Here is an 18,835-nt window from a genome sequence, read left to right as displayed (position 1 = left end):
TCATGGAAGGCCATGCCCCTGCCGGGCATGGCCTTCCGCGGCGACGGGCGCCACGACGTCGCCTTCAGCGGCGGGTGAACCGGGGGAGGGCGGTTGAGTAACGCCCCATGGTGACAGGGCTGAACCGACGGTAGCTGCAGCTGCTGCCAACGTTTGCGGATCCGGCTACACCATCTCTGTCGGGGCTGCCCGCTAAAGGACAACTACACTTCCACGCCCGATGTTCAGGACTTCGGTACGTACAGCACCTACGCCGGGCCGGTATACCAGAACAAGGGCTACTGCGGCGTGGTGTACTCCTACATGAAGGTCGGCAGCAAGGTGGTCGTCGACAACACCCTCGGTGTAGGAGCCTGCAACTAGTGCCAGACTTCAACTTGCTGCTGCGCCCCATCTTCTGGGGCGCAGCACTGGTCACTACCGCGCTGGTAGTCACCGGGTGCTCGAACGGCGAGAGCCCTCTTCCTGATTCATCGGTTACTGCCCCTGCCTCTGTCTCTACCGCGCCGAGTAGTGCCCCAAGTGCTCCGACGGCAGCTGAAGTCAGTCAGGAGCCGTCGCCGGTCATCAGCTACCTGGGGAAGACGAAGGTCGTGACGCTCGGCGACACTGAGGTGCGAGCCACTCGCGATGCGATCGGCATCAGAGTTGCCTGCAACGCCACCAATAAGACTGACTTGAATCACAATATTAGGGTCACTGTCAGCATAGGCAACGGAACGGACTGGGTGCAAACCACAAAGTTTGAATTCAAGCAAATAGCGCCAGGCCAAATTGGCAGAGAGTCCGTACTTATGGGAGATGCCTACGAGGGTGTCTTGCCGGATGACCCGAAGATCTACATCGATTCAGTCATCTACTACTGAGCGACTCTTTCGGGGATCTTGGAGTTCTCGGTACGGGGGCTGTTGGCGCTTGGAACCTTTCGGATGGTCCTCCGTAGTTCCGTCCTCCTGGGGTGATCAGTGTCCGTTCGTCCGCGGTCCGGTGCGGTGGCTCCCGAGCTCACAGCCCAGATGGCGCGGGCCAGTAACCCCAGCGGCACCACGGCGATGTGGGTACGTGATCACCTCGATGGTCTCTGGGACGACAGGGACTTCGCTTTTTGGTACCCGCGCGATGGCCGCCCCGGACTCTCGCCGGCCCAGCTGGCCACGGTCTGTGTCCTGCAGTTTCTGCTCAATCTCTCCGACCGGCAGGCGGCCGAAACCGTGCCGCATCGACTTCACGTACGCACACGCCCTGGACCTGGACGACCCGGGATTCCACCACAGCGTGCTGACGGACTTCCGTGATCGCCTGTGCGAGGACGACCGCGCGGACCAGCTGCTCCTCCTGTCGCTGACACGGATGCGGGAAGCCGGCATGGTCCCCGGACGCGGGAGGCAGCGCACCGACTCCACCCGAGTCCCGGCCGCCGCGCGAGACCTCACCCGCCTGGAGCTCGTACTCGAAGCGGTGCGCGCGGCCTTGGAAGAAGCCGCCCAGCGGGCACCGGACATCCTCGATGGCCTGGTGGATGCCGAGTGGGCCACCCGCCACGGGCGTCCAGTCCGACTCCCCAGTCAGCCGAGTCACCCTGTCACCCGGCTCAAGCAGGCGGGAGCGGACGCCCGCCGGCTCCTAGATCGCCTTCCGTACCACGGGCGGGGCCTCGCGCGGAAGCGTTGCGACAGATCGTCGTGCAGAACTTCCTCCTCGACGCCCGTGGCGGATTACGTCCTCGCGCCGAGAAGGACGGACAGCCCACCTGCGCGTCACCCCGCACACCCGCACACCCGCACCCCGCACACCCCGGTCAGAAAATCATGCAAGCGTGCTTGATTGTTTCCTGGTGCGCTGCCATGCTCCTGGGCACCACACCCGGTCCCGAGGGGAGCGCACGTGTCCGCTGTCATAGCCGTGATCGACGATCTGCGCGCAGAGAGCGACGAACTCGACGCACTCGTACGCGAGTTGGACGTGCCCGGCTGGCGCGGGCCGACCCCGGCCGAGCGGTGGACCGTGGCCCACCAGATCGCCCACCTCAGCTGGACCGACGAGGTCGCGCTGCTGGCGGCCACCGAGCCGGACCGGTTCGGGGACGAGGTGGTCAAGGCCCTCGCCGCGCCCGAGACCTTCGTCGACGAGGCGGCCGAGGCGCTGGTCGCCGCCCATGACCCGGACGCCCTGCTCGCCCGGTGGCGGCAGGGGCGGCACCGGCTCGACAAGGCCCTGAGGGACGCCCCGGCCGGCACCCGGATCCCCTGGTACGGGCCGCCGATGAGCATCGCGTCCATGGCGACCGCCCGGCTCATGGAGACCTGGGCGCACGGCCAGGACATCGCCGACGCCCTCGGGGTGACCCGGACCCCCACCACCCGGCTCCGGCATGTGGCGCGGATCGGCGTCCGGGCCCGGAACTACGCCTACGGGGTGCGCGGGATCGCCGCGCCCGAGGAGGAGTTCCGCGTCGAACTGCACACCCCGGGCGGCGAGTTGATCACGTACGGGCCGGAGGAGGCCGTCCAGCGGATCACCGGACCGCTCCTCGACTTCTGCCTCCTGGTCACCCAGCGCGCCCACCGCTCCGACCTCGCGGTCACCGCCGAGGGGCGCGACGCCGACCAGTGGCTCGGGATCGCCCAGGCCTTCGCGGGGCCTCCCGGGCCGGGCCGCCCGCCCCGCGCGGAGCAGGGCGACCCCCAGTGAGCGCCCCCGCGCCCCTCCGGATCGGCAACGCCTCCGGCTTCTACGGCGACCGGTTCGACGCGCTGCGCGAGATGCTGATCGGCGGCCCCCTCGACGTCGTCACCGGGGACTACCTCGCCGAGCTGACCATGCTCATCCTCGGCCGGAGCCGCCTCAAGGACCCGGACAAGGGCTACGCCACCACCTTCCTGCGCCAGTTGGAGGAAGGGCTCGGCCTCGCCCACGAGCGCGGGGTGCGGATCGTCGCCAACGCGGGCGGCCTCAACCCGGCCGGACTGGCCGACGCGGTGAGGCAGTTGGCTGCAAAGGTCGGCGTGCCCGTCACCGTCGCCCACGTCGAGGGCGACAGCCTGCCCGTCCCGGACGGGTTCCTCACCGCCAACGCCTACCTCGGCGGCTCCGGGATCGCCGCCTGTCTGCGGGCCGGGGCGGATGTCGTCGTCACCGGCCGGGTCACCGACGCGGCCCTGGTCACCGGGCCCGCCGCCGCCCACTTCGGCTGGGGCCCGGACGACCTGGACGCGCTCGCCGGAGCCGTCGTCGCCGGGCACGTCCTGGAGTGCGGCACGCAGGTGACCGGCGGGAACTACGCGTTCTTCCGCGAGCACGACGCCCGCCTCCTGCGCCGCCCCGGCTTCCCGCTCGCCGAGATCCACGCCGACGGCTCCTCGGTCATCACCAAGCACGACGGTACGGGCGGGGTCGTCGACGTCGGCACCGTCACCGCCCAACTCCTCTACGAGACCGGCGGAGCCCGGTACGCGGGCCCCGACGTCACCGCCCGCCTCGACACCGTGACGCTGACCCCGGACGGCCCGGACCGGGTCCGTATCGACGGCGTACGAGGCGAGGCCCCGCCGCCCAGCCTCAAGGCGGGGCTCACCCGGCTCGGCGGCTGGCGCAACGAGGTCGCCTTCGTCCTCACCGGCCTGGACATCGAGGCCAAAGCGGGCCTGGTGCAAGCCCAGTTCGCCGATGCCCTGGCACGGGTCGGCGGGCGCCCGCCGGCCGAGGTGCGCTGGGAGCTGGCCCGGACCGACCACGCCGACGCCGACACCGAGGAGCGGGCCAGCGCCCTGCTGCGGCTCGTCGTCCGCGACAGGGACGCCGACGCGGTCGGCCGGGCCGTCTCCGGGGCCGCCGTGGAGCTGGCCCTCGGCAGCTACCCGGGCTTCCACGTCACCGCCCCACCCGGAAGGGGCGCGCCCTACGGGGTGTTCGAGGCCAGGGCCGTGCCGGCGGCGGACGTCGAGCACACCGCCGTACTGCCGGACGGCCGCAGAGAAGTACAGGAACCTCCCTCCCGCACCCAGGAGTTGGCCGAACCCGACGCGCCGCCGCTCACCGAGCCGTATCCCGCCTCCACCCCCACCCGGCGCGCACCCCTCGGTCTGATCGCGGGCGCCCGCAGCGGCGACAAGGGCGGCGACGCCAACGTGGGCGTCTGGGTGCGCGACGACGACGCCTGGCGCTGGTTGGCGCACGAGTTGACCGTCGAGCGGCTGAAGGAACTCCTGCCGGAGACCGCCGCCCTGACCGTCGTGCGCCATGTGCTGCCGGGCCTCCGCGCCCTGAACTTCACCGTCCACGGCCTGCTGGGCGAGGGCGTCGCCGCGCAGGCCCGCTTCGACCCGCAGGCCAAGGCGCTGGGGGAGTGGCTGCGGTCCCGGTCGCTGCCCGTCCCCGTACCGCTGCTGGAAGGCGTCCCCCTCCCGGAGGTGACCGCATGACCGGCCTGCCCACCGGGCTCGACACCGACGGCCCCGAGTACGCGGCCAACCGGGCCACCATGGTGGCCAAACTCGCCGAGCTGGAGACCGAGCACGCCAAGGCGCTCGCGGGCGGCGGCGAGAAGTACGTCGCCCGGCACCGGAAGCGCGGCAAGCTCCCGGCCCGCGAGCGGATCGAGCTGCTCGTCGACCCCGACACCCCGTTCCTGGAACTGTCGCCGCTGGCCGCGTGGGGCAGCGATTACGCGGTCGGCGCCTCGCTCGTCACGGGGATCGGGGTGGTGGAGGGCGTCGAGTGCCTGATCACCGCCAACGACCCGACGGTACGCGGCGGGGCCTCGAACCCGTGGACGCTGAAGAAGGCCCTGCGCGCCAACGAGATCGCCTTCGCCAACCGGCTCCCTGCCATCAGCCTGGTGGAGTCCGGCGGGGCCGACCTGCCGTCCCAGAAGGAGATCTTCATCCCGGGCGGTGCCCTCTTCCGCGATATCACCCGGCTCTCCGCCGCCGGAATCCCCACCGTGGCCGTCGTGTTCGGCAACTCCACGGCCGGAGGCGCGTACGTCCCCGGCATGTCCGACCACACCGTGATGATCAAGGACCGGTCCAAGGTCTTCCTCGGCGGACCGCCCCTGGTGAAGATGGCGACCGGCGAGGAGAGCGACGACGAGTCCCTCGGCGGCGCCGAGATGCACGCCCGCATCTCCGGGCTCGCCGACCACTTCGCCGTCGACGAGCACGACGCGATCCGGCAGGCCCGGCGGATCGTCGCCCGCCTCAACTGGCGCAAGGCACACCCCGATCCGGGCCCCGCCGAACCGCCGAAGTACGACGAGGACGAGCTGCTCGGCATCGTGCCGGGCGATCTGAAAGCGCCCTTCGACCCGCGCGAGGTCATCGCCCGGCTCGTCGACGGCTCGGACTTCGACACGTTCAAACCGCTGTACGGGACGAGCCTGGTCACCGGCTGGGCTCGGCTGCACGGCTACCCGGTCGGGATCCTCGCCAACGCCCAGGGGGTGCTGTTCAGCGAGGAGTCCCAGAAGGCCGCCCAGTTCATCCAGTTGGCGAACCAGCGCGACATCCCGCTCCTCTTCCTCCACAACACCACCGGCTACATGGTCGGCAAGGAGTACGAGCAGGGCGGCATCATCAAGCACGGCGCGATGATGATCAACGCGGTCGCCAACTCGAAGGTCCCGCACCTGTCGGTCCTGATGGGCGCGTCCTACGGGGCCGGCCACTACGGCATGTGCGGCCGTGCCTACGATCCGCGCTTCCTCTTCGCCTGGCCGAGCAGCAAGTCCGCCGTCATGGGACCGCAGCAGCTCGCCGGGGTCCTGTCCATCGTCGCCCGCGCCTCCGCCGCCGCCAAGGGGCAGCCGTACGACGACGAGGCCGACGCCGGGCTGCGGGCGATGGTGGAGCAGCAGATCGAGGCGGAGTCGCTGCCGGTGTTCCTGTCCGGGCGGCTGTACGACGACGGGGTCATCGACCCGCGCGACACCCGGACCGTCCTCGGCATGTGCCTGTCCGCGATCCACACCGCACCGGTCGAGGGCGCCCGCGGCGGCTTCGGCGTCTTCCGGATGTGAGGCCCAGATGACCATCGACACCCTGCTCGTCGCCAACCGGGGCGAGATCGCCTGCCGGATCTTCCGCACCTGCCGCGACCTGGGCATCACCACGGTCGCCGTGCACTCCGACGCGGACGCCGGCGCCCTGCACGTACGGGAGGCCGACCTCGCCGTACGCCTGCCGGGCGCGGCCCCCGCCGACACGTATCTGCGCGGCGACCTCCTCGTGGCCGCCGCGCTGGCCGCCGGGGCGGACGCCGTGCACCCCGGCTACGGCTTCCTCTCCGAGAACGCCGCCTTCGCCGCCGCCGTGCGGGACGCGGGCCTGGTGTGGGTGGGCCCGCCGGTGAAGGCCATCGAGCTGATGGCGTCCAAGACCCGGGCCAAGGAGCTGATGGGCGGGGCCGGGGTCCCGTTGCTGGCCCCCGTGGACCCGGCGACGGCGGACCCCGACGATCTGCCGCTGCTGCTGAAGGCGGCGTCCGGCGGCGGCGGACGCGGCATGCGGATCGTCCGCGAACTCGACGCGCTCCCCGGCGAACTGCTCGCGGCCGCCGCCGAGGCCGCGGCCGCCTTCGGGGACGGAGAGGTCTTTGCCGAGCCGTACGTGGAGCGCGGCCGGCACGTCGAGGTCCAGGTGATGGCGGACGAGCACGACACCGTGTGGGCGCTCGGCACCCGGGACTGCTCGCTCCAGCGCCGCCACCAGAAGGTCATCGAGGAGGCCCCCGCCCCGGGCCTGGACGACGCCCTGCGCACCCGGCTCCACGAGGCGGCGGTGGCGGCTGCCCGGGCGGTCGGCTACCGGGGCGCGGGGACCGTGGAGTTCCTGGTCTCCGCCGAAGGCCACCCCTACTTCCTGGAGATGAACACCCGCCTCCAGGTCGAACACCCGGTCACGGAGGCCGTGTTCGGGATCGACCTGGTCGCCCTGCAACTGCGGGTGGCGGAGGGCGAGCCGCTGGAGCCGGCGCCCCCGTCGCCGTCGGGCCACGCGGTCGAGGCCCGGCTCTACGCCGAGGACCCCGCCCGGGACTGGCAGCCGCAGACCGGCGCGCTCCTCGCCCTGGACGTCCCGCAAGCGCCGGGCCTGCGCCTGGACACCGGGTACACCGGCGGCGACACCATCGGCGTGCACTACGACCCGATGCTGGCCAAGGTGATCGCCCACGCCCCGACCCGCGCCGGGGCCGTCCGGCTGCTGGCCCGCGCGCTGGAGCGGGCCCGGGTCCACGGCCCGGTCACCAACCGCGACCTGCTCGTACGGTCGTTGCGCCACCCGGACTTCGCGGCGCCGCGCCTGGACACCGGGTTCTACGACCGGCACCTGGCGGCCCTGACCGCCCCGGCCCCCGGCCGGGACCCGGCGACGGCCGCCCTCGCCGCGGCCCTGGCGGCAGCCGTCCGCACCACCGCCTCCGGCGGCCCCGCCCCCACCCGCTTCGGGGCCTGGCGCAACGTGGCATCCGGGCCGCAGGTCAAGCGCTACCGGAGCGAGCCCGACGGGACCGAGTACGAGGCCGCCTACCGCACCCCGCGCACCGGCGTCCCGGAACCGCACGACGCCCCGGGCGTCCGGGTCCTCACCGTCACCCCGGACCGGGTCACCCTCGAAGTGGGCGGCGTGGCACGGCCCTTCACGGTCACCGCCGACCGTGACGGCGACCGGGTGTACGTGGACACCGCCGACACCTCGTACGCCTTCACCGCCCTGCCCCGCTTCACCGACCCCGCCACGCACACCGAACCGGGCTCCCTGCTCGCCCCGATGCCCGGGACCGTCGTCCGCCTCGCGGAGGGCCTGGCCGCCGGGGCCCCCGTCGAGGCCGGGCAGCCGCTGATCTGGCTGGAGGCGATGAAGATGGAGCACCGCATCCTCGCCCCCGCCTCCGGCACCCTCACCGCCCTGCACGCCGCCCCCGGACTCCAGGTCGAGGTCGGCGCGCTGCTCGCCGTGGTCCAGGAGGACCCGGCCGCCATCCCCGTACCGGAGGAGACCGCATGAGCACCGCCCGCACCGCCGCCGGCACCACCCTCGAGACCGAAGAGCACCAGGCCCTGCGCGCCGCCGTCGCCGCCCTCGGCAAGCGGTACGGGCGCGACTACATGACCACCGTCCTCCGCGAGGGCGCCCACACCGACGAGCTGTGGGCGGAGGCCGCCAAGCTCGGCTACCTCGGGGTGAACCTCCCCGAGGAGTACGGCGGCGGAGGCGGCGGGATGGCCGAACTCTCGATCGTCCTGGAGGAGTTGGGTGCGGCCGGCTCGCCCCTCCTCATGATGATCGTGTCGCCCGCGATCTGCGGCACGGTCATCGCCCGCTTCGGCACGGACGAACAGAAGCGGACGTGGCTGCGGGGCCTCGCCGACGGAAGCCTCACCATGGCCTTCGGCATCACCGAGCCCGACGCCGGCTCCAACTCCCATCGCATCACCACCACCGCCCGCCGCGACGGCACGGGCCCGGACGCCGACTGGCTGCTCACCGGCCGCAAGGTCTTCGTGTCCGGCGTCGACATAGCCGACGCCACGCTGATCGTCGGCCGCACCGAGGACGCCCGCTCGGGGAAGCTGAAACCCTGCCTGTTCATCGTCCCGCGCGACGCCGAGGGCTTCGGCCGGCACCAGATCGACATGGAACTCCACGCCCCCGAGAAGCAGTTCGAGCTGGTCCTGGACGACGTACGCCTGCCGGCCGACGCCCTGGTCGGCGACGAGGACGCGGGCCTCCTCCAGCTCTTCGCGGGACTCAACCCCGAACGGATCATGACGGCCGCGTTCGGCATCGGCATGGGCCGCTTCGCGCTCGGCAAGGCCGTCGAGTATGCCCGTACCCGGCAGGTGTGGAAGGCCCCGATCGGCTCCCACCAGGCCATCGCGCACCCGCTGGCCACCGCGCACATCGACCTGGAGCTGTCGCGCCTGATGATGCAGAAGGCGGCCCGGCTGTACGACGAGGGCGACGACGTCGGGGCGGGCGAGGCGGCGAACATGGCGAAGTACGCGGCCGGGGAAGCGTGCGTGAAGGCGGTCGACCAGGCCGTGCACACCCTCGGCGGCAACGGCCTGACCCGCGAGTACGGCCTTGCCTCCCTGATCACCGCGTCCCGGGTCGCCCGGATCGCCCCGGTCAGCCGCGAGATGATCCTCAACTACGTCTCGCACCAGACGCTGGGCCTGCCGAAGTCGTACTGAGCTTCCCGGGCCCTTGGCCCTTGGCCCATGGCCCTTCCCGATCCGCTTCCGTCCGACCTCTCCCCATCCCTCCCCACAGGGGCGATTCTGACCCTCCACACCCGCACGGCGACCCGCGCCGCCACCCGGGCGGCGCGGGCATCCGCGACGACAGGGGACCGCCATGGTGTTCCGCAGCGAGTACGCAGACGTACCGGCCCTCGACACGCCCATCCACGACGCGGTCCTCGGCGAGGCCGCCGGGTTCGGTGACACCGTCGCCCTGATCGACGGGACGAACGGCGCCACCCTCACGTACGCCCAACTCGACGGCTTCCACCGGCGCATCGCCGCCGCGCTCGCCGAGGCCGGTCTCCGCAAGGGCGACGTCCTCGCCCTCCACAGCCCCAACACCATCGCCTACCCGGCGGTCTTCTACGGGGCCACCCGCGCCGGGGCCTCCGTCACCACCGTCCACCCGCTGGCCACACCCGAGGAGCTCGCCAAACAGCTCGCCGACAGCGGCGCGAAGTGGATCGTCACCGTCTCCCCGCTCCTGACGACCGCCCGCCGGGCGGCCGAACTCACCGGCGGCATACGGCAGATCTACGTCTGCGACCAGGCGGAGGAACACACCTCCATCCTGGACATGCTCTCCTCCACCGCCCCCGTTCCGGAGATCGCCATCGACCCCGGCGAGGACATCGCGGCGCTCCCGTACAGCTCCGGCACGACGGGCACGCCCAAGGGCGTGATGCTCACGCACCGCTCGATCGCGACCAACCTGGAGCAGCTGAGACCGTTCATCCCGATGGGCGAGGGCGACCGCATCCTGGCGGTGCTGCCCTTCTTCCACATCTACGGTCTGACGGCGCTCATGAACGCCCCGCTCCGCTGCGGGGCGACGGTCGTCGTCCTGCCCCGCTTCGATCTGGCGCAGTTTCTGGAGGCCATCCAGACGCACCGGATCACCGGCCTGTACGTGGCCCCGCCGATCGTGCTGGCCCTGGCGAAGCACCCGCTGGTGGGGGAGTACGACCTCTCCTCGCTCCAGTACATCGTCAGCGCCGCCGCCCCGCTCGACGCCGACCTGGCCGCCGCCTGTTCGGCCCGCCTGGGACTGCCGCCGGTGCGGCAGGCGTACGGGATGACGGAGCTGTCGCCGGGGACGCACGTGGTGCCGCTCTCCGTCGAGCAGCCGCCGCCGGGGACGGTCGGCAAGCTGCTGCCGGGCACCGAGATGCGGATCGTGTCGCTGGAGGACCCGGCGACGGACGCGGAGGAGGGGGCCGACGGCGAGATCCTCATCCGCGGCCCCCAGGTGATGAAGGGCTACCTGGGCCGCCCCGACGCCACCGCCGACATGATCGACGCGGACGGCTGGGTGCACACCGGCGACGTCGGGCGGGTCGACGCGGACGGCTGGCTCTTCGTCGTCGACCGGGTCAAGGAGCTGATCAAGTACAAGGGCTACCAGGTGGCCCCCGCCGAGTTGGAGGCCCTGCTCCTCACCCACGAGCACCTCGCGGACGCGGCGGTGATCGGGGTGTACGACGCGGACGGCAACGAGGTCCCGAAGGCGTTCCTGGTCCGGGGCCCGGCGGCGGACGGCCTGACGGTGGAGGACGTCCTGGCGTACGTCGCCGAACGCGTCTCCCCGTACAAGAAGGTGCGGCAGGCCGAGTTCGTCGAGGCGGTGCCCCGGGCGGCGTCCGGCAAGATCCTCCGGCGCGAGCTGCGCGACCGGGAGAAGACGGAGGAGAAGTGACCTTGATCGGACGGACGGCAGACCGGACGGAGGAGAAGTGACCCTGATCGGACGGACGGCGGACCGGGGAGTGGCGACGCTGACCCTGGACTCCCCGGCGAACCGCAACGCGCTCTCCGCCTCCCTGGTGGGCGAAGCGCGCGCGGCACTGGCGGCGTGCGCGGCGGACGACACCGTACGGGCGGTGCTGCTCACCCACACCGGCACGACGTTCTGCGCCGGGGCGGACCTCAAGGAGCCGCCGGACCCGGAGGCGTTCGTGGGCCTGATGCGGGAGATCGTCGCGCTGCCCAAACCGGTCGTCGCCCGGGTGACGGGCCATGTCCGGGCGGGCGGCCTGGGCCTGCTGGCGGCGTGCGACATCGCGGTGGCGGGCCCGGCCTCGACCTTCGCCCTCACGGAGTCCCGCCTCGGCCTGGCCCCGGCGGTCATCTCCCTCACCCTGCTGCCGCGCCTGGACCGCACGGCGGCGAACCGCTACTACCTCACCGGTGAGCGCTTCGACGCGGCGGAGGCGGCCAGGATCGCCCTGGTCACGGTGGCCGCCGAGGACGTCGACCAGGCACTCGTCCCCATCCTGGACGGCCTGCGCCGGGCTTCGCCGCAGGGGCTGGCCGCATCGAAGGAGCTGGTCACGGCTACCGTGCTGAGGAGCTTCGACCAGTACGCCGAAGACCTCGTCGCCCGATCCGCCGCGTTGTTCGCCTCCGACGAGGCGAGGGAGGGGATGACGGCCTTCATCGAACGACGGGACCCGGCATGGGTGCGGTGACACCACCTTCCAGCCCTCTGAAATCCGCCCACGCGCCGAAGCAGGACCGCAGCCGGGCGACCCGGCAGCGGCTCCTGGAGGCGGCGGTGGCCTGCCTGGCCGAACACGGCTGGGCGGGCTCCACCGTCTCCGTCGTCGCCGAGCGGGCCGGCGTCTCGCGCGGCGCGGCCCAGCACCACTTCCCGACCCGCGAGGACCTGTTCACGGGGGCGGTGGAGTACGTCGCCGAGGAACGCTCCGCCGCGCTGCGCACGCTCCCCGTCCAGGGCCGCGCCGAGGTGGTCGCGGCCCTGGTCGACCTCTACACCGGCCCCCTGTTCCGGGCCGCGCTCCACCTCTGGGTCGCCGCCTCCAACGAGGCCCAGCTCCGGCCGCGCGTGACGGAACTGGAGGCGCGGGTGGGCCGGGAGACGCACCGGATCGCCGTCGAGCTGCTGGGCGCGGACGAATCCCGCCCCGGGGCGCGCGAAACGGTCCAGGGCCTCCTCGACATGGCCCGCGGCCTCGGCCTCGCCAACCTCCTCACCGACGACGCCGCCCGGCGGGCCCGGGTGGTGGCGCAGTGGGCGGCGCTGGTGGAGGAGGGGCTGGGGCGATAGCCCGGACGGGGTCCGGGGGTGGCCTCAGGAAGTGGCCGGGGCGGCCGGCTCCCGGGAGGCGCTGCCGTCGTAGACGTGGTCCGGGGTGGCGATCCGCGTGACCGCGCGGGCGAGCAGGGTGGACGGCTCCTGGCCATCGCTCAGGGAGTCCGTGTTGATCATGATGACCAGAGTGGCCTTCTGCGAGGGCAGGTAGACGGTCACGGTCTCGTACCCCGGCAGGGAACCGTTGTGCCCGATCCACCCGTCGGCGTCGAAGATGCCGAGGCCGTAGCTGAGCCCCGGGAAGCCGGTCGGCTGCGTCCTGAGCCGCTGCGCCTGGGTAGCGGGGCTCAGCAGCTCCCCGGTGGCGACGACCTTGGCCCAGCGGCGCAGGTCGTGCAGATCGGAGATCATCGCGCCGGCCGCCCACGCCCACGAGGGGTTCCACTCCGTGGCGTCCTCGGTCTCGCCGCTCAGCGTCTGGTCGGTGTAGCCGCGGGCGTGCGGCTCGGGGAACTCGGCCCCGGTCGGGAAGAGCGTGTTGTGCAGGTGGGCGGGGCGGAGCACCCGCTCGTGGATGACCTCGCGGAGCTTCTGGCCGGTGACCTTCTCGATCACCAGGCCGAGGAGGACGAGGTTGGAGTTGGAGTACTGGAACTCCGCACCCGGCTCGAAGGTGTTCTTGTGCTTCATGCCGTACGCGAGCACGCCCCGCGGGGTGAACGAGCGGTACGGATCGCTCAGCAGGTCGTGCACGAAGTCCGCGTCGGCGGTGTACGGGAACAGGCCGCTGCGCATCCCGGCGAGCTGGCGCAGCGTGATCCGGTCGCCGTTGCGCACGCCGGAGACGTAACGGGAGATCGGGTCGTCCAGCTTGACGAGCTTGTCGTCGACGAGCTGGAGCAGCGCGGTGACCGTGAACGTCTTGGTCTCACTGCCGATCCGGATCCGGGTGTCGGCCGACATCGGCTCACCGGTGGCCGTGTCGGCGACGCCGTCGGCGTGGACGTAGCTGCCCTTCCCCGGCATCCACAGTCCGACGACGACGCCGGGAATACCGGCCTGCTCGCGGACGTCCGCGATGGCCTGGTCCAGCTTGGCGGTCAGCTCGGGACCGAGACCGCCGGGCGGACAGTCGTCCTGACCGTGCCGGTCGTGTCCGCCGGGTCGGTCGTTCCCGGTGTGCTGATGGTGCTGATGGTGCCGGTCGAGCCCAGCGGCGTGGACCGCCGGGGCGGGAGTCACGGCCATCGGGACCAGTACGGACGCCGCGAGCAGCATCGCGGCGTACAGGCGTCGGGTGGGGGAGCGTCGCACAGGGGGCCTCTTCCGGACCGGGAGGGGGAGGGAGGGGAGCGGAGCGACGGCAACGACACCACCCTGCCCCCGGCCTCCGTACCGCATGCCGGCCGCGCCCTGCGAAGTCCACTCGTTCGGCGCCGCGCGGCACGGAGCCCTCGGGGCCGTCGGGACGGGCGGCGTCGGGGCCGTCGGGACCGGCGTCGGGCGGCGTCGGGCGGCGTTGGGCCGGCGTCAGCCGGAGTCGGACGGGGCGCGGTCCCGGGGCTCCTCCCCGGCCGGAACCGGCGTCGCCTGGTGGTAGTACATCCGCCACGACGTCTCCCCGGCCCGCCGGCGCCACAGCGAACTCCGGCGGGCCCGGTCGCCGCCGATGACGGTCTCGTACGTGAGGTGCACCAGCCCGGGCCCCAGCACCACTCCGGTCATACCGGAGGGCTCGTAGCGCGGGCTGTCCGCGCCTCCGCCGTCCAGGTCGGGGAGGGCGATGAGCACCTCCTCGTACGTCCACCGCCTTCCGGAAGCCCCGATCTCGACGAACTCCGGGTCGAGCAGTGTCTCGGCGATGGACCGGGAGAGACGGACGGCGGGGTCCATCAGCCGCAACTCGCCGTCGATCGCCGCACTCACGTCTTCGTGTTCCTGACTCATTCGGCCATCGTCGCCGACGAGGAGGCCCGGGCGGGCGTCATCCGTCCCGGACGCCGTGAGCGTCAGGAGAGCATGGCGGCTCGGTCGGACTCACTCCGCAGGACGCAGAACTCGTTGCCTTCGGGATCGGCGAGGATCGCCCAGCCCGAACCATCGGGATTCCGATGATCGCCGACGAACGTGGCGCCGAGCTCCAGCAGCCGGTCCACCTCCTGATCGCGCGAGGTCTCCGGGCGCAGGCACAGATGGAGCCGGTTCTTGATCGTCTTGGCCTCGGGCACCTGATTGAAGTGCAGCACCGGGCCCTCCGCCAACAGCACCTGGGCCTCCCGGACGCCCGGCCTGTCCTCCGGGTGCAGGGGACGGCCTGTCACACCGCTCCAGAACCGTGCGAGCCCGTAGGCGTCCGCACAGTCGATCGCCACGTTCTGTACTACCGAAACCATGCGCCCCAGCCTTCCCGATCTCCCCGCCGAACGTCACAGAGCCGCGCCTGTTCCTTGTGCGCGAGCAGCAGTGCGTTCGCTGCCGCCGATGAGGCTCTCACTCTTCGGCGGGGCGGCGGTAGGTGTTGATCAGGACGCCGGACGGTGTCGGCTCCGTTGCGGTGAGCTTCAGGTGACGAGGGCCCCCGCCATCGGCGAAGAGCCGCTTCCCACCGCCCAGGAGGAGAGGGAAGACGAGCAGCCGGTACTCGTCGACGAGGTCGTGCTCGATCAGGGTCGCGAGCAGCTCTCCGCTGCCCAGCACCACCGTCTCGCTCCCGGACGCGGCCGTGATCCGGCTGATCTCCGCCACCGGATCGGCCCCGAGGAGGATGGAGTTCGCCCAGTCCAGCTCCTTGAGCGTGCGGGACGCGACGTACTTGGGCATCGCGTTCATGGCTGCCACAGCGGGGTCGTTCGGGTCGGCGTACGGCCAGGTGGCGGCGAAGATCTCGTAGGTCCTGCGCCCCAGGAGCAGAGCGCCGGCACCGGCCGTGGCCTCGCTCATGAACCGCTCGACCACGTCGTCGACGTACGGCATCACCCAGCCGCCCTGATCGAACCCACCGCCCCGGTCCTCGTCGGCCGAGAGGACCGACTGCATGACGCCGTCCAAGGAGACGAAGTTGACCACGACCAGCTGACCCATGTGCTGCTGCTCCTGTCGGTGCGGTTGCCTTCGTGCGGTTGTCTTCGTGCGGTTGCTCTCACCGATGCTGACCGCATGGGGGAGCGGAACTCATCGGTCGCGGCGGCACCTGAAGGAGCCCCCCGGGGGCTGCGTGACGTGCCGCCGAAGACGTTCACGGCGAAGGCGACGCCGACGCCGGTACGTGGCGATCCGCTCGTAGCCCTCGTCACCCGCGACCAGGATCACAAGCACCGCGCAGAGCACTGCCAGGACCGCCTGGGACGCGTGGGCCACCGGCAGATCAGCCTCGGCCTCGGACAGGCCATAGCTGATCAGGGCCGAGGAAGTCGCCCCCAGGCTCAGTGCGAGGATGAGCCGGCGCGTGCGGCCCGGAACCGTCCCTCCCTTGGTGGCCCACAGTTTCAGGCCTTCGACGAACCAGAAGACAATCAGCGCCCCCGCCACGACCCCCGACAACAGGACGGCCAGTCCAAGATCCAGGACCCACTTCGGCATGTACACCATGGTGCGGCGGACGGGCAGCCACCCGCCTGAGTACGGCTACTCACCTGAAGCGGCCATAACGGCTGACCCCGGGTTCTCGCCGCAGGCTCGGCCGATGCCGGACCCACCGAAACGGGTGGTGTGCGGGGGGCGACGGAACCGGGTAACGTCTTTGTCATTCCAGACGCCGATTTACGAGTGAGCGTGTGATGGGCCGCCGCTGACGTCCTGCCGACGTCGCCGCCCGTCCCCCACCGGTGAATCCGTAGATCATTTCACATCACAACCGGGAGAACCCGTGACCGTGAGCAAGAACATCAACAACCCTGTGGGCCAGGGTGGCGGCCAGCGCAAGAAGCTGTCCCGCGCCGAACGGCAGAACAACGGCCCGCACCGCAATCTCGACCGCCGGAGTGCCGCCGACCAGAAGGCGGAGCTGGTGCGCAAGATGCGCGAGAAGACCGGCACGGCCGAGGGCACCGGCCAGACGGGCGACGACACCGCACAGTCGGGCGACGACACCGACCAGGGCTGACGCTCCGCCGTCGCAGGGCGGCACCGCACGGGGGCCAGGGCGGCACCACACAGGGCGGGGCATCCTGCGCCCCCAGCGGCGTCCGAGTGATCGTTCGTCTTCGCGCGGCGTCCCGCATGAACGAGGCCGCCAGAGTGCGGCTGCGTGAGCTGGCGACCGAGGTACGCGCCGAAGTCCACAAGGGCATCAGCGACGAGGAGTACGTGGCCGCGCTCCAGGTACTGCGCAAGATGATCGCCAACGTCGAGGGCGACGCGCATTCGGGGGCGACGCCTCGAACTTCATGATGGTCGGGCCTCGCTGGGCTACGGGGCTCCGGCCCGGGGGCAGGGCTTCGGGGCAGCGCGGGACGGGGGTCGTCGGCCGTGGCCGTGGCCGTGGCCGTGGCCGTGACCGTGAGCGGGGGACGCTGGATGCGATGGGCTGATTACCTCGGAGGTAATTGAGGCCCTCCGTGGGGCCGCCTACCTTCAGCAGTGTTCGGAGGCCCCACGGAGGGGGCCGCTTCCATCCGGGCAACTCCCTGCTGCACGAGAGGAAGACGACCATGACTTCGACGCCGTACGACGGGGTTACCGCATACGCGAGGGCGACGGGATCCGACGGTTTCGCGAGGCTGGCGCTCAAGCTGGACGCGGTGGTCACCGGCCTCAACGGGATCGCGTACCTGGCACTCGCCACGGTCCTCGACTCCTTCTTCGGTGTCACGACGGCAGTCCAGTACCCGGTGGGGGTCTTCCTGCTCCTCTACGCGCTGGGAGTGCTCGCCATCGGGACGCGGAAGGAGATCAACCGCACGGGACTGACGGCGGTCATCGTGGCGAACCTGCTGTGGGTCGTCCTCAGCCTGGTGGTCGCGGTCTCCGGTGTGCTGTCCCCGACCGGCGTCGGCACGGTCTGGATCGTGCTCCAGAGCCTGACCGTCGGCGGCTTCGCAGCCCTCCAGTACGTCGGGCTCAAGCGGCTGTGAGCCCGTCCGGATCGGTCCGGGGAGCCCCGGGTCGGATCCGGGGGACGCGGGTCGGGTCCGGGGGAGCCACGGGGAACGCACCGGGCCCCGGTGCCGGGAACACCCGCCGACCACGTCAGCGCCACGTCGTCGAGGTGGGCGGTTGCCAGGTGAGGATCCAGCCGGCGGTAAGCATCACCGCGCCGCCCGCCAGGGCGATGGCGCCGCCTGTCCCCATGCCCGCGGCCACCGCGCCCAAGCAGACCGGTCCGACGCCCTGCAACGTCATGCTGCCGGAGCCGAGCAACCCGAAGGCCTGGCCCTGACCGTCCTGAGGCAGGGCGTCCAGGAACGGGCGTTGCAGGCCGAGACCGTAGGCGTATCCGAGGCCGCTGAGCAGCAGCAGACAGGACGAGACGCCCACCCCGGGCTCGGCGGCGAAGCCGATCAGAGGCAGCCCGGCCAGCGCGACCAACGGGACTACCAGTCGCTCCCGGGCGCGGGGCCGCAGCAGCCGACCCACCAGCAGGTCCCCGACGAGCATGCCGACCGGTAGACAGCCCATCAGCACCGCGTACCAGCCGGGCGCGAAGCGGCGTTCGCCCGCGTAGGCGACGATGAGGCCTTCCGCGCCCGCCACGAGCGCGACGGGCAGCCACTGGGCCAGCATCAGTCGTCGCACCGTGCGTCCGCGCAGCAGTAGGCCCGCACCATGGAAGCTTGCACGGACGGCCCCGCCATCCGCCCCGCCATCGGCCCGGCCATCCGCCCCGCCATCGTCCCCGCCGCTGCCGGGTGTGCCGCCGAACTCCCCCGGCAGCAGCCGAGGGAGCCGGATGCGGACAGCGAGCGCGCAGCCGAGGTAGAGGACGGCACTGACCGCGAGCGCCCCGCGTGGCCCGAGTACCGCGACGGCCGCACCTCCCAGCGCCAGGCCGAACAACTGCGCGCCGGCGCCGGCGATGTTGTTCAGCGAACGGCCCAGCACGTAGGCGTCACCCTCCAGCGACTGAGCGACCAGCCGACTCGACGCGCCGTGAAACACCGGTGTGGCGAGTGAGACCAGCGCCACCACACCGAGGCTTGCCGCGACCGGCATCCGCACCAGGGCGAGCAGCAGGGCGGTGGCGCACGTCAAGGCGTAGCCGCCGGTGATGAGCGCGCGGGGCGGCAGCCGGTCGGCCAGTGAGCCCAGCAACAGTGAACCGAACAGCTGCGGGATGAAGCCGATGCCGAAGGCCACTGCGCTGAGCAGCGCGGAGCCGGTGGACGAGAAGACCAGAACCGAGAACGTGGTGATCCGCAGCGCGTCCGCCGTGATCGCGACGGCGCGGGTGGAGAAGAGCAGTCGGAATCGCGGCTCGGCCAGTACCTCCCGGTAGGTGGCACGGTGGTTGCCCTGCGCGGGCTCGGCGGTTGGGGTCATGACGCGCAGCCTCACCCTGTGCCCACGTCACTCACCAATGATTCGTCGCTGGACGAATCGGA

General features: G+C 71.7%; 19 protein-coding genes. 13 read left to right on the top strand and 6 right to left on the bottom strand.

The window, feature by feature from the left end:
• Positions 1-362 precede the first annotated feature (362 nt).
• The 10 genes from N7925_RS14760 (at position 363) to N7925_RS14720 (ending at position 12,311) form a co-directional block, all read left to right on the top strand.
• Entirely contained in the window at positions 363-866 is a 504-nt protein-coding gene (locus N7925_RS14760; protein WP_274344097.1) for a hypothetical protein, read from the top strand.
• 150 nt (positions 867-1,016) lie between these two features.
• A complete protein-coding gene (locus N7925_RS36170; RefSeq protein WP_443032345.1) occupies positions 1,017-1,295 on the top strand; it encodes a transposase in 279 nt (92 codons plus the stop codon).
• Between the two features lie 589 nt (positions 1,296-1,884).
• Positions 1,885-2,691, top strand: a complete 807-nt coding sequence (locus tag N7925_RS14755; RefSeq protein ID WP_274344096.1) for a TIGR03084 family metal-binding protein — start codon at positions 1,885-1,887, stop codon at positions 2,689-2,691.
• Positions 2,688-4,421 (top strand): acyclic terpene utilization AtuA family protein, encoded by a 1,734-nt coding sequence (locus N7925_RS14750; protein ID WP_274344095.1) that lies wholly within the window; start codon positions 2,688-2,690, stop codon positions 4,419-4,421. Before N7925_RS14755 ends, N7925_RS14750 begins: the two co-directional genes overlap by 4 nt.
• On the top strand, positions 4,418-6,016 hold the full coding sequence (locus tag N7925_RS14745) for an acyl-CoA carboxylase subunit beta (protein WP_274344094.1): 1,599 nt from the start codon (positions 4,418-4,420) through the stop codon (positions 6,014-6,016). The genes N7925_RS14750 and N7925_RS14745 overlap by 4 nt, the downstream gene beginning before the upstream one ends.
• Before the next feature lie 7 nt (positions 6,017-6,023).
• Complete coding sequence (locus N7925_RS14740) at positions 6,024-8,003, top strand: ATP-binding protein (RefSeq protein WP_274344093.1); 1,980 nt, start codon at positions 6,024-6,026, stop codon at positions 8,001-8,003.
• On the top strand, positions 8,000-9,193 hold the full coding sequence (locus tag N7925_RS14735) for an acyl-CoA dehydrogenase family protein (RefSeq protein WP_274344092.1): 1,194 nt from the start codon (positions 8,000-8,002) through the stop codon (positions 9,191-9,193). Before N7925_RS14740 ends, N7925_RS14735 begins: the two co-directional genes overlap by 4 nt.
• Positions 9,194-9,356: 163 nt before the next feature.
• Positions 9,357-10,940: a 4-coumarate--CoA ligase family protein gene (locus N7925_RS14730; RefSeq protein ID WP_274344091.1), complete on the top strand. Its 1,584-nt coding sequence runs from the start codon at positions 9,357-9,359 to the stop codon at positions 10,938-10,940.
• 37 nt (positions 10,941-10,977) lie between these two features.
• Positions 10,978-11,712, top strand: coding sequence for an enoyl-CoA hydratase family protein (locus tag N7925_RS14725; RefSeq protein ID WP_274344090.1), 735 nt, complete (start codon positions 10,978-10,980; stop codon positions 11,710-11,712).
• Entirely contained in the window at positions 11,700-12,311 is a 612-nt protein-coding gene (locus N7925_RS14720; protein ID WP_274344089.1) for a TetR/AcrR family transcriptional regulator, read from the top strand. Before N7925_RS14725 ends, N7925_RS14720 begins: the two co-directional genes overlap by 13 nt.
• A gap of 24 nt (positions 12,312-12,335) precedes the next feature.
• Here the strand turns inward: N7925_RS14720 and N7925_RS14715 are convergent, their stop codons facing one another.
• The 5 genes from N7925_RS14715 to N7925_RS14695 form a co-directional block, all read right to left on the bottom strand.
• Positions 12,336-13,610: a serine hydrolase domain-containing protein gene (locus N7925_RS14715; RefSeq protein ID WP_274344088.1), complete on the bottom strand. Its 1,275-nt coding sequence runs from the start codon at positions 13,608-13,610 to the stop codon at positions 12,336-12,338.
• A 216-nt stretch (positions 13,611-13,826) separates the two neighbouring features.
• Positions 13,827-14,243, bottom strand: coding sequence for a nuclear transport factor 2 family protein (locus N7925_RS14710; RefSeq protein ID WP_274344087.1), 417 nt, complete (start codon positions 14,241-14,243; stop codon positions 13,827-13,829).
• Positions 14,244-14,305: 62 nt separating this feature from the next.
• Complete coding sequence (locus N7925_RS14705) at positions 14,306-14,689, bottom strand: VOC family protein (protein ID WP_265600069.1); 384 nt, start codon at positions 14,687-14,689, stop codon at positions 14,306-14,308.
• A gap of 97 nt (positions 14,690-14,786) precedes the next feature.
• On the bottom strand, positions 14,787-15,377 hold the full coding sequence (locus N7925_RS14700; protein WP_274344086.1) for a dihydrofolate reductase family protein: 591 nt from the start codon (positions 15,375-15,377) through the stop codon (positions 14,787-14,789).
• Between the two features lie 90 nt (positions 15,378-15,467).
• Entirely contained in the window at positions 15,468-15,875 is a 408-nt protein-coding gene (locus N7925_RS14695) for a hypothetical protein (protein WP_274344085.1), read from the bottom strand.
• Between the two features lie 286 nt (positions 15,876-16,161).
• Here N7925_RS14695 and N7925_RS14690 point away from each other — a divergent pair, with 286 nt between their 5' ends.
• From N7925_RS14690 to N7925_RS14680, 3 genes are all read left to right on the top strand, one after another.
• Entirely contained in the window at positions 16,162-16,398 is a 237-nt protein-coding gene (locus N7925_RS14690; RefSeq protein ID WP_274344084.1) for a DUF6243 family protein, read from the top strand.
• Between the two features lie 116 nt (positions 16,399-16,514).
• The gene (locus N7925_RS14685; RefSeq protein WP_274346609.1) at positions 16,515-16,685 is read left to right on the top strand and encodes a hypothetical protein; all 171 of its coding nucleotides are present in this window, start codon (positions 16,515-16,517) and stop codon (positions 16,683-16,685) included.
• A 260-nt stretch (positions 16,686-16,945) separates the two neighbouring features.
• The gene (locus tag N7925_RS14680) at positions 16,946-17,368 is read left to right on the top strand and encodes a hypothetical protein (protein ID WP_274344083.1); all 423 of its coding nucleotides are present in this window, start codon (positions 16,946-16,948) and stop codon (positions 17,366-17,368) included.
• Between the two features lie 115 nt (positions 17,369-17,483).
• On the opposite strand, the gene N7925_RS14675 is transcribed toward N7925_RS14680, so the two are convergent.
• Positions 17,484-18,773: an MFS transporter gene (locus N7925_RS14675; RefSeq protein ID WP_274344082.1), complete on the bottom strand. Its 1,290-nt coding sequence runs from the start codon at positions 18,771-18,773 to the stop codon at positions 17,484-17,486.
• Between the last annotated feature and the right edge of the window lie 62 nt (positions 18,774-18,835).

The sequence above is a fragment of the Streptomyces sp. CA-278952 genome, from assembly GCF_028747205.1.
Classification (GTDB): Bacteria; Actinomycetota; Actinomycetes; order Streptomycetales; family Streptomycetaceae; genus Streptomyces.
The sequence above is the reverse complement of the archived record's forward strand: the minus strand, read 5'-3'. Positions and strand labels throughout refer to the sequence as shown.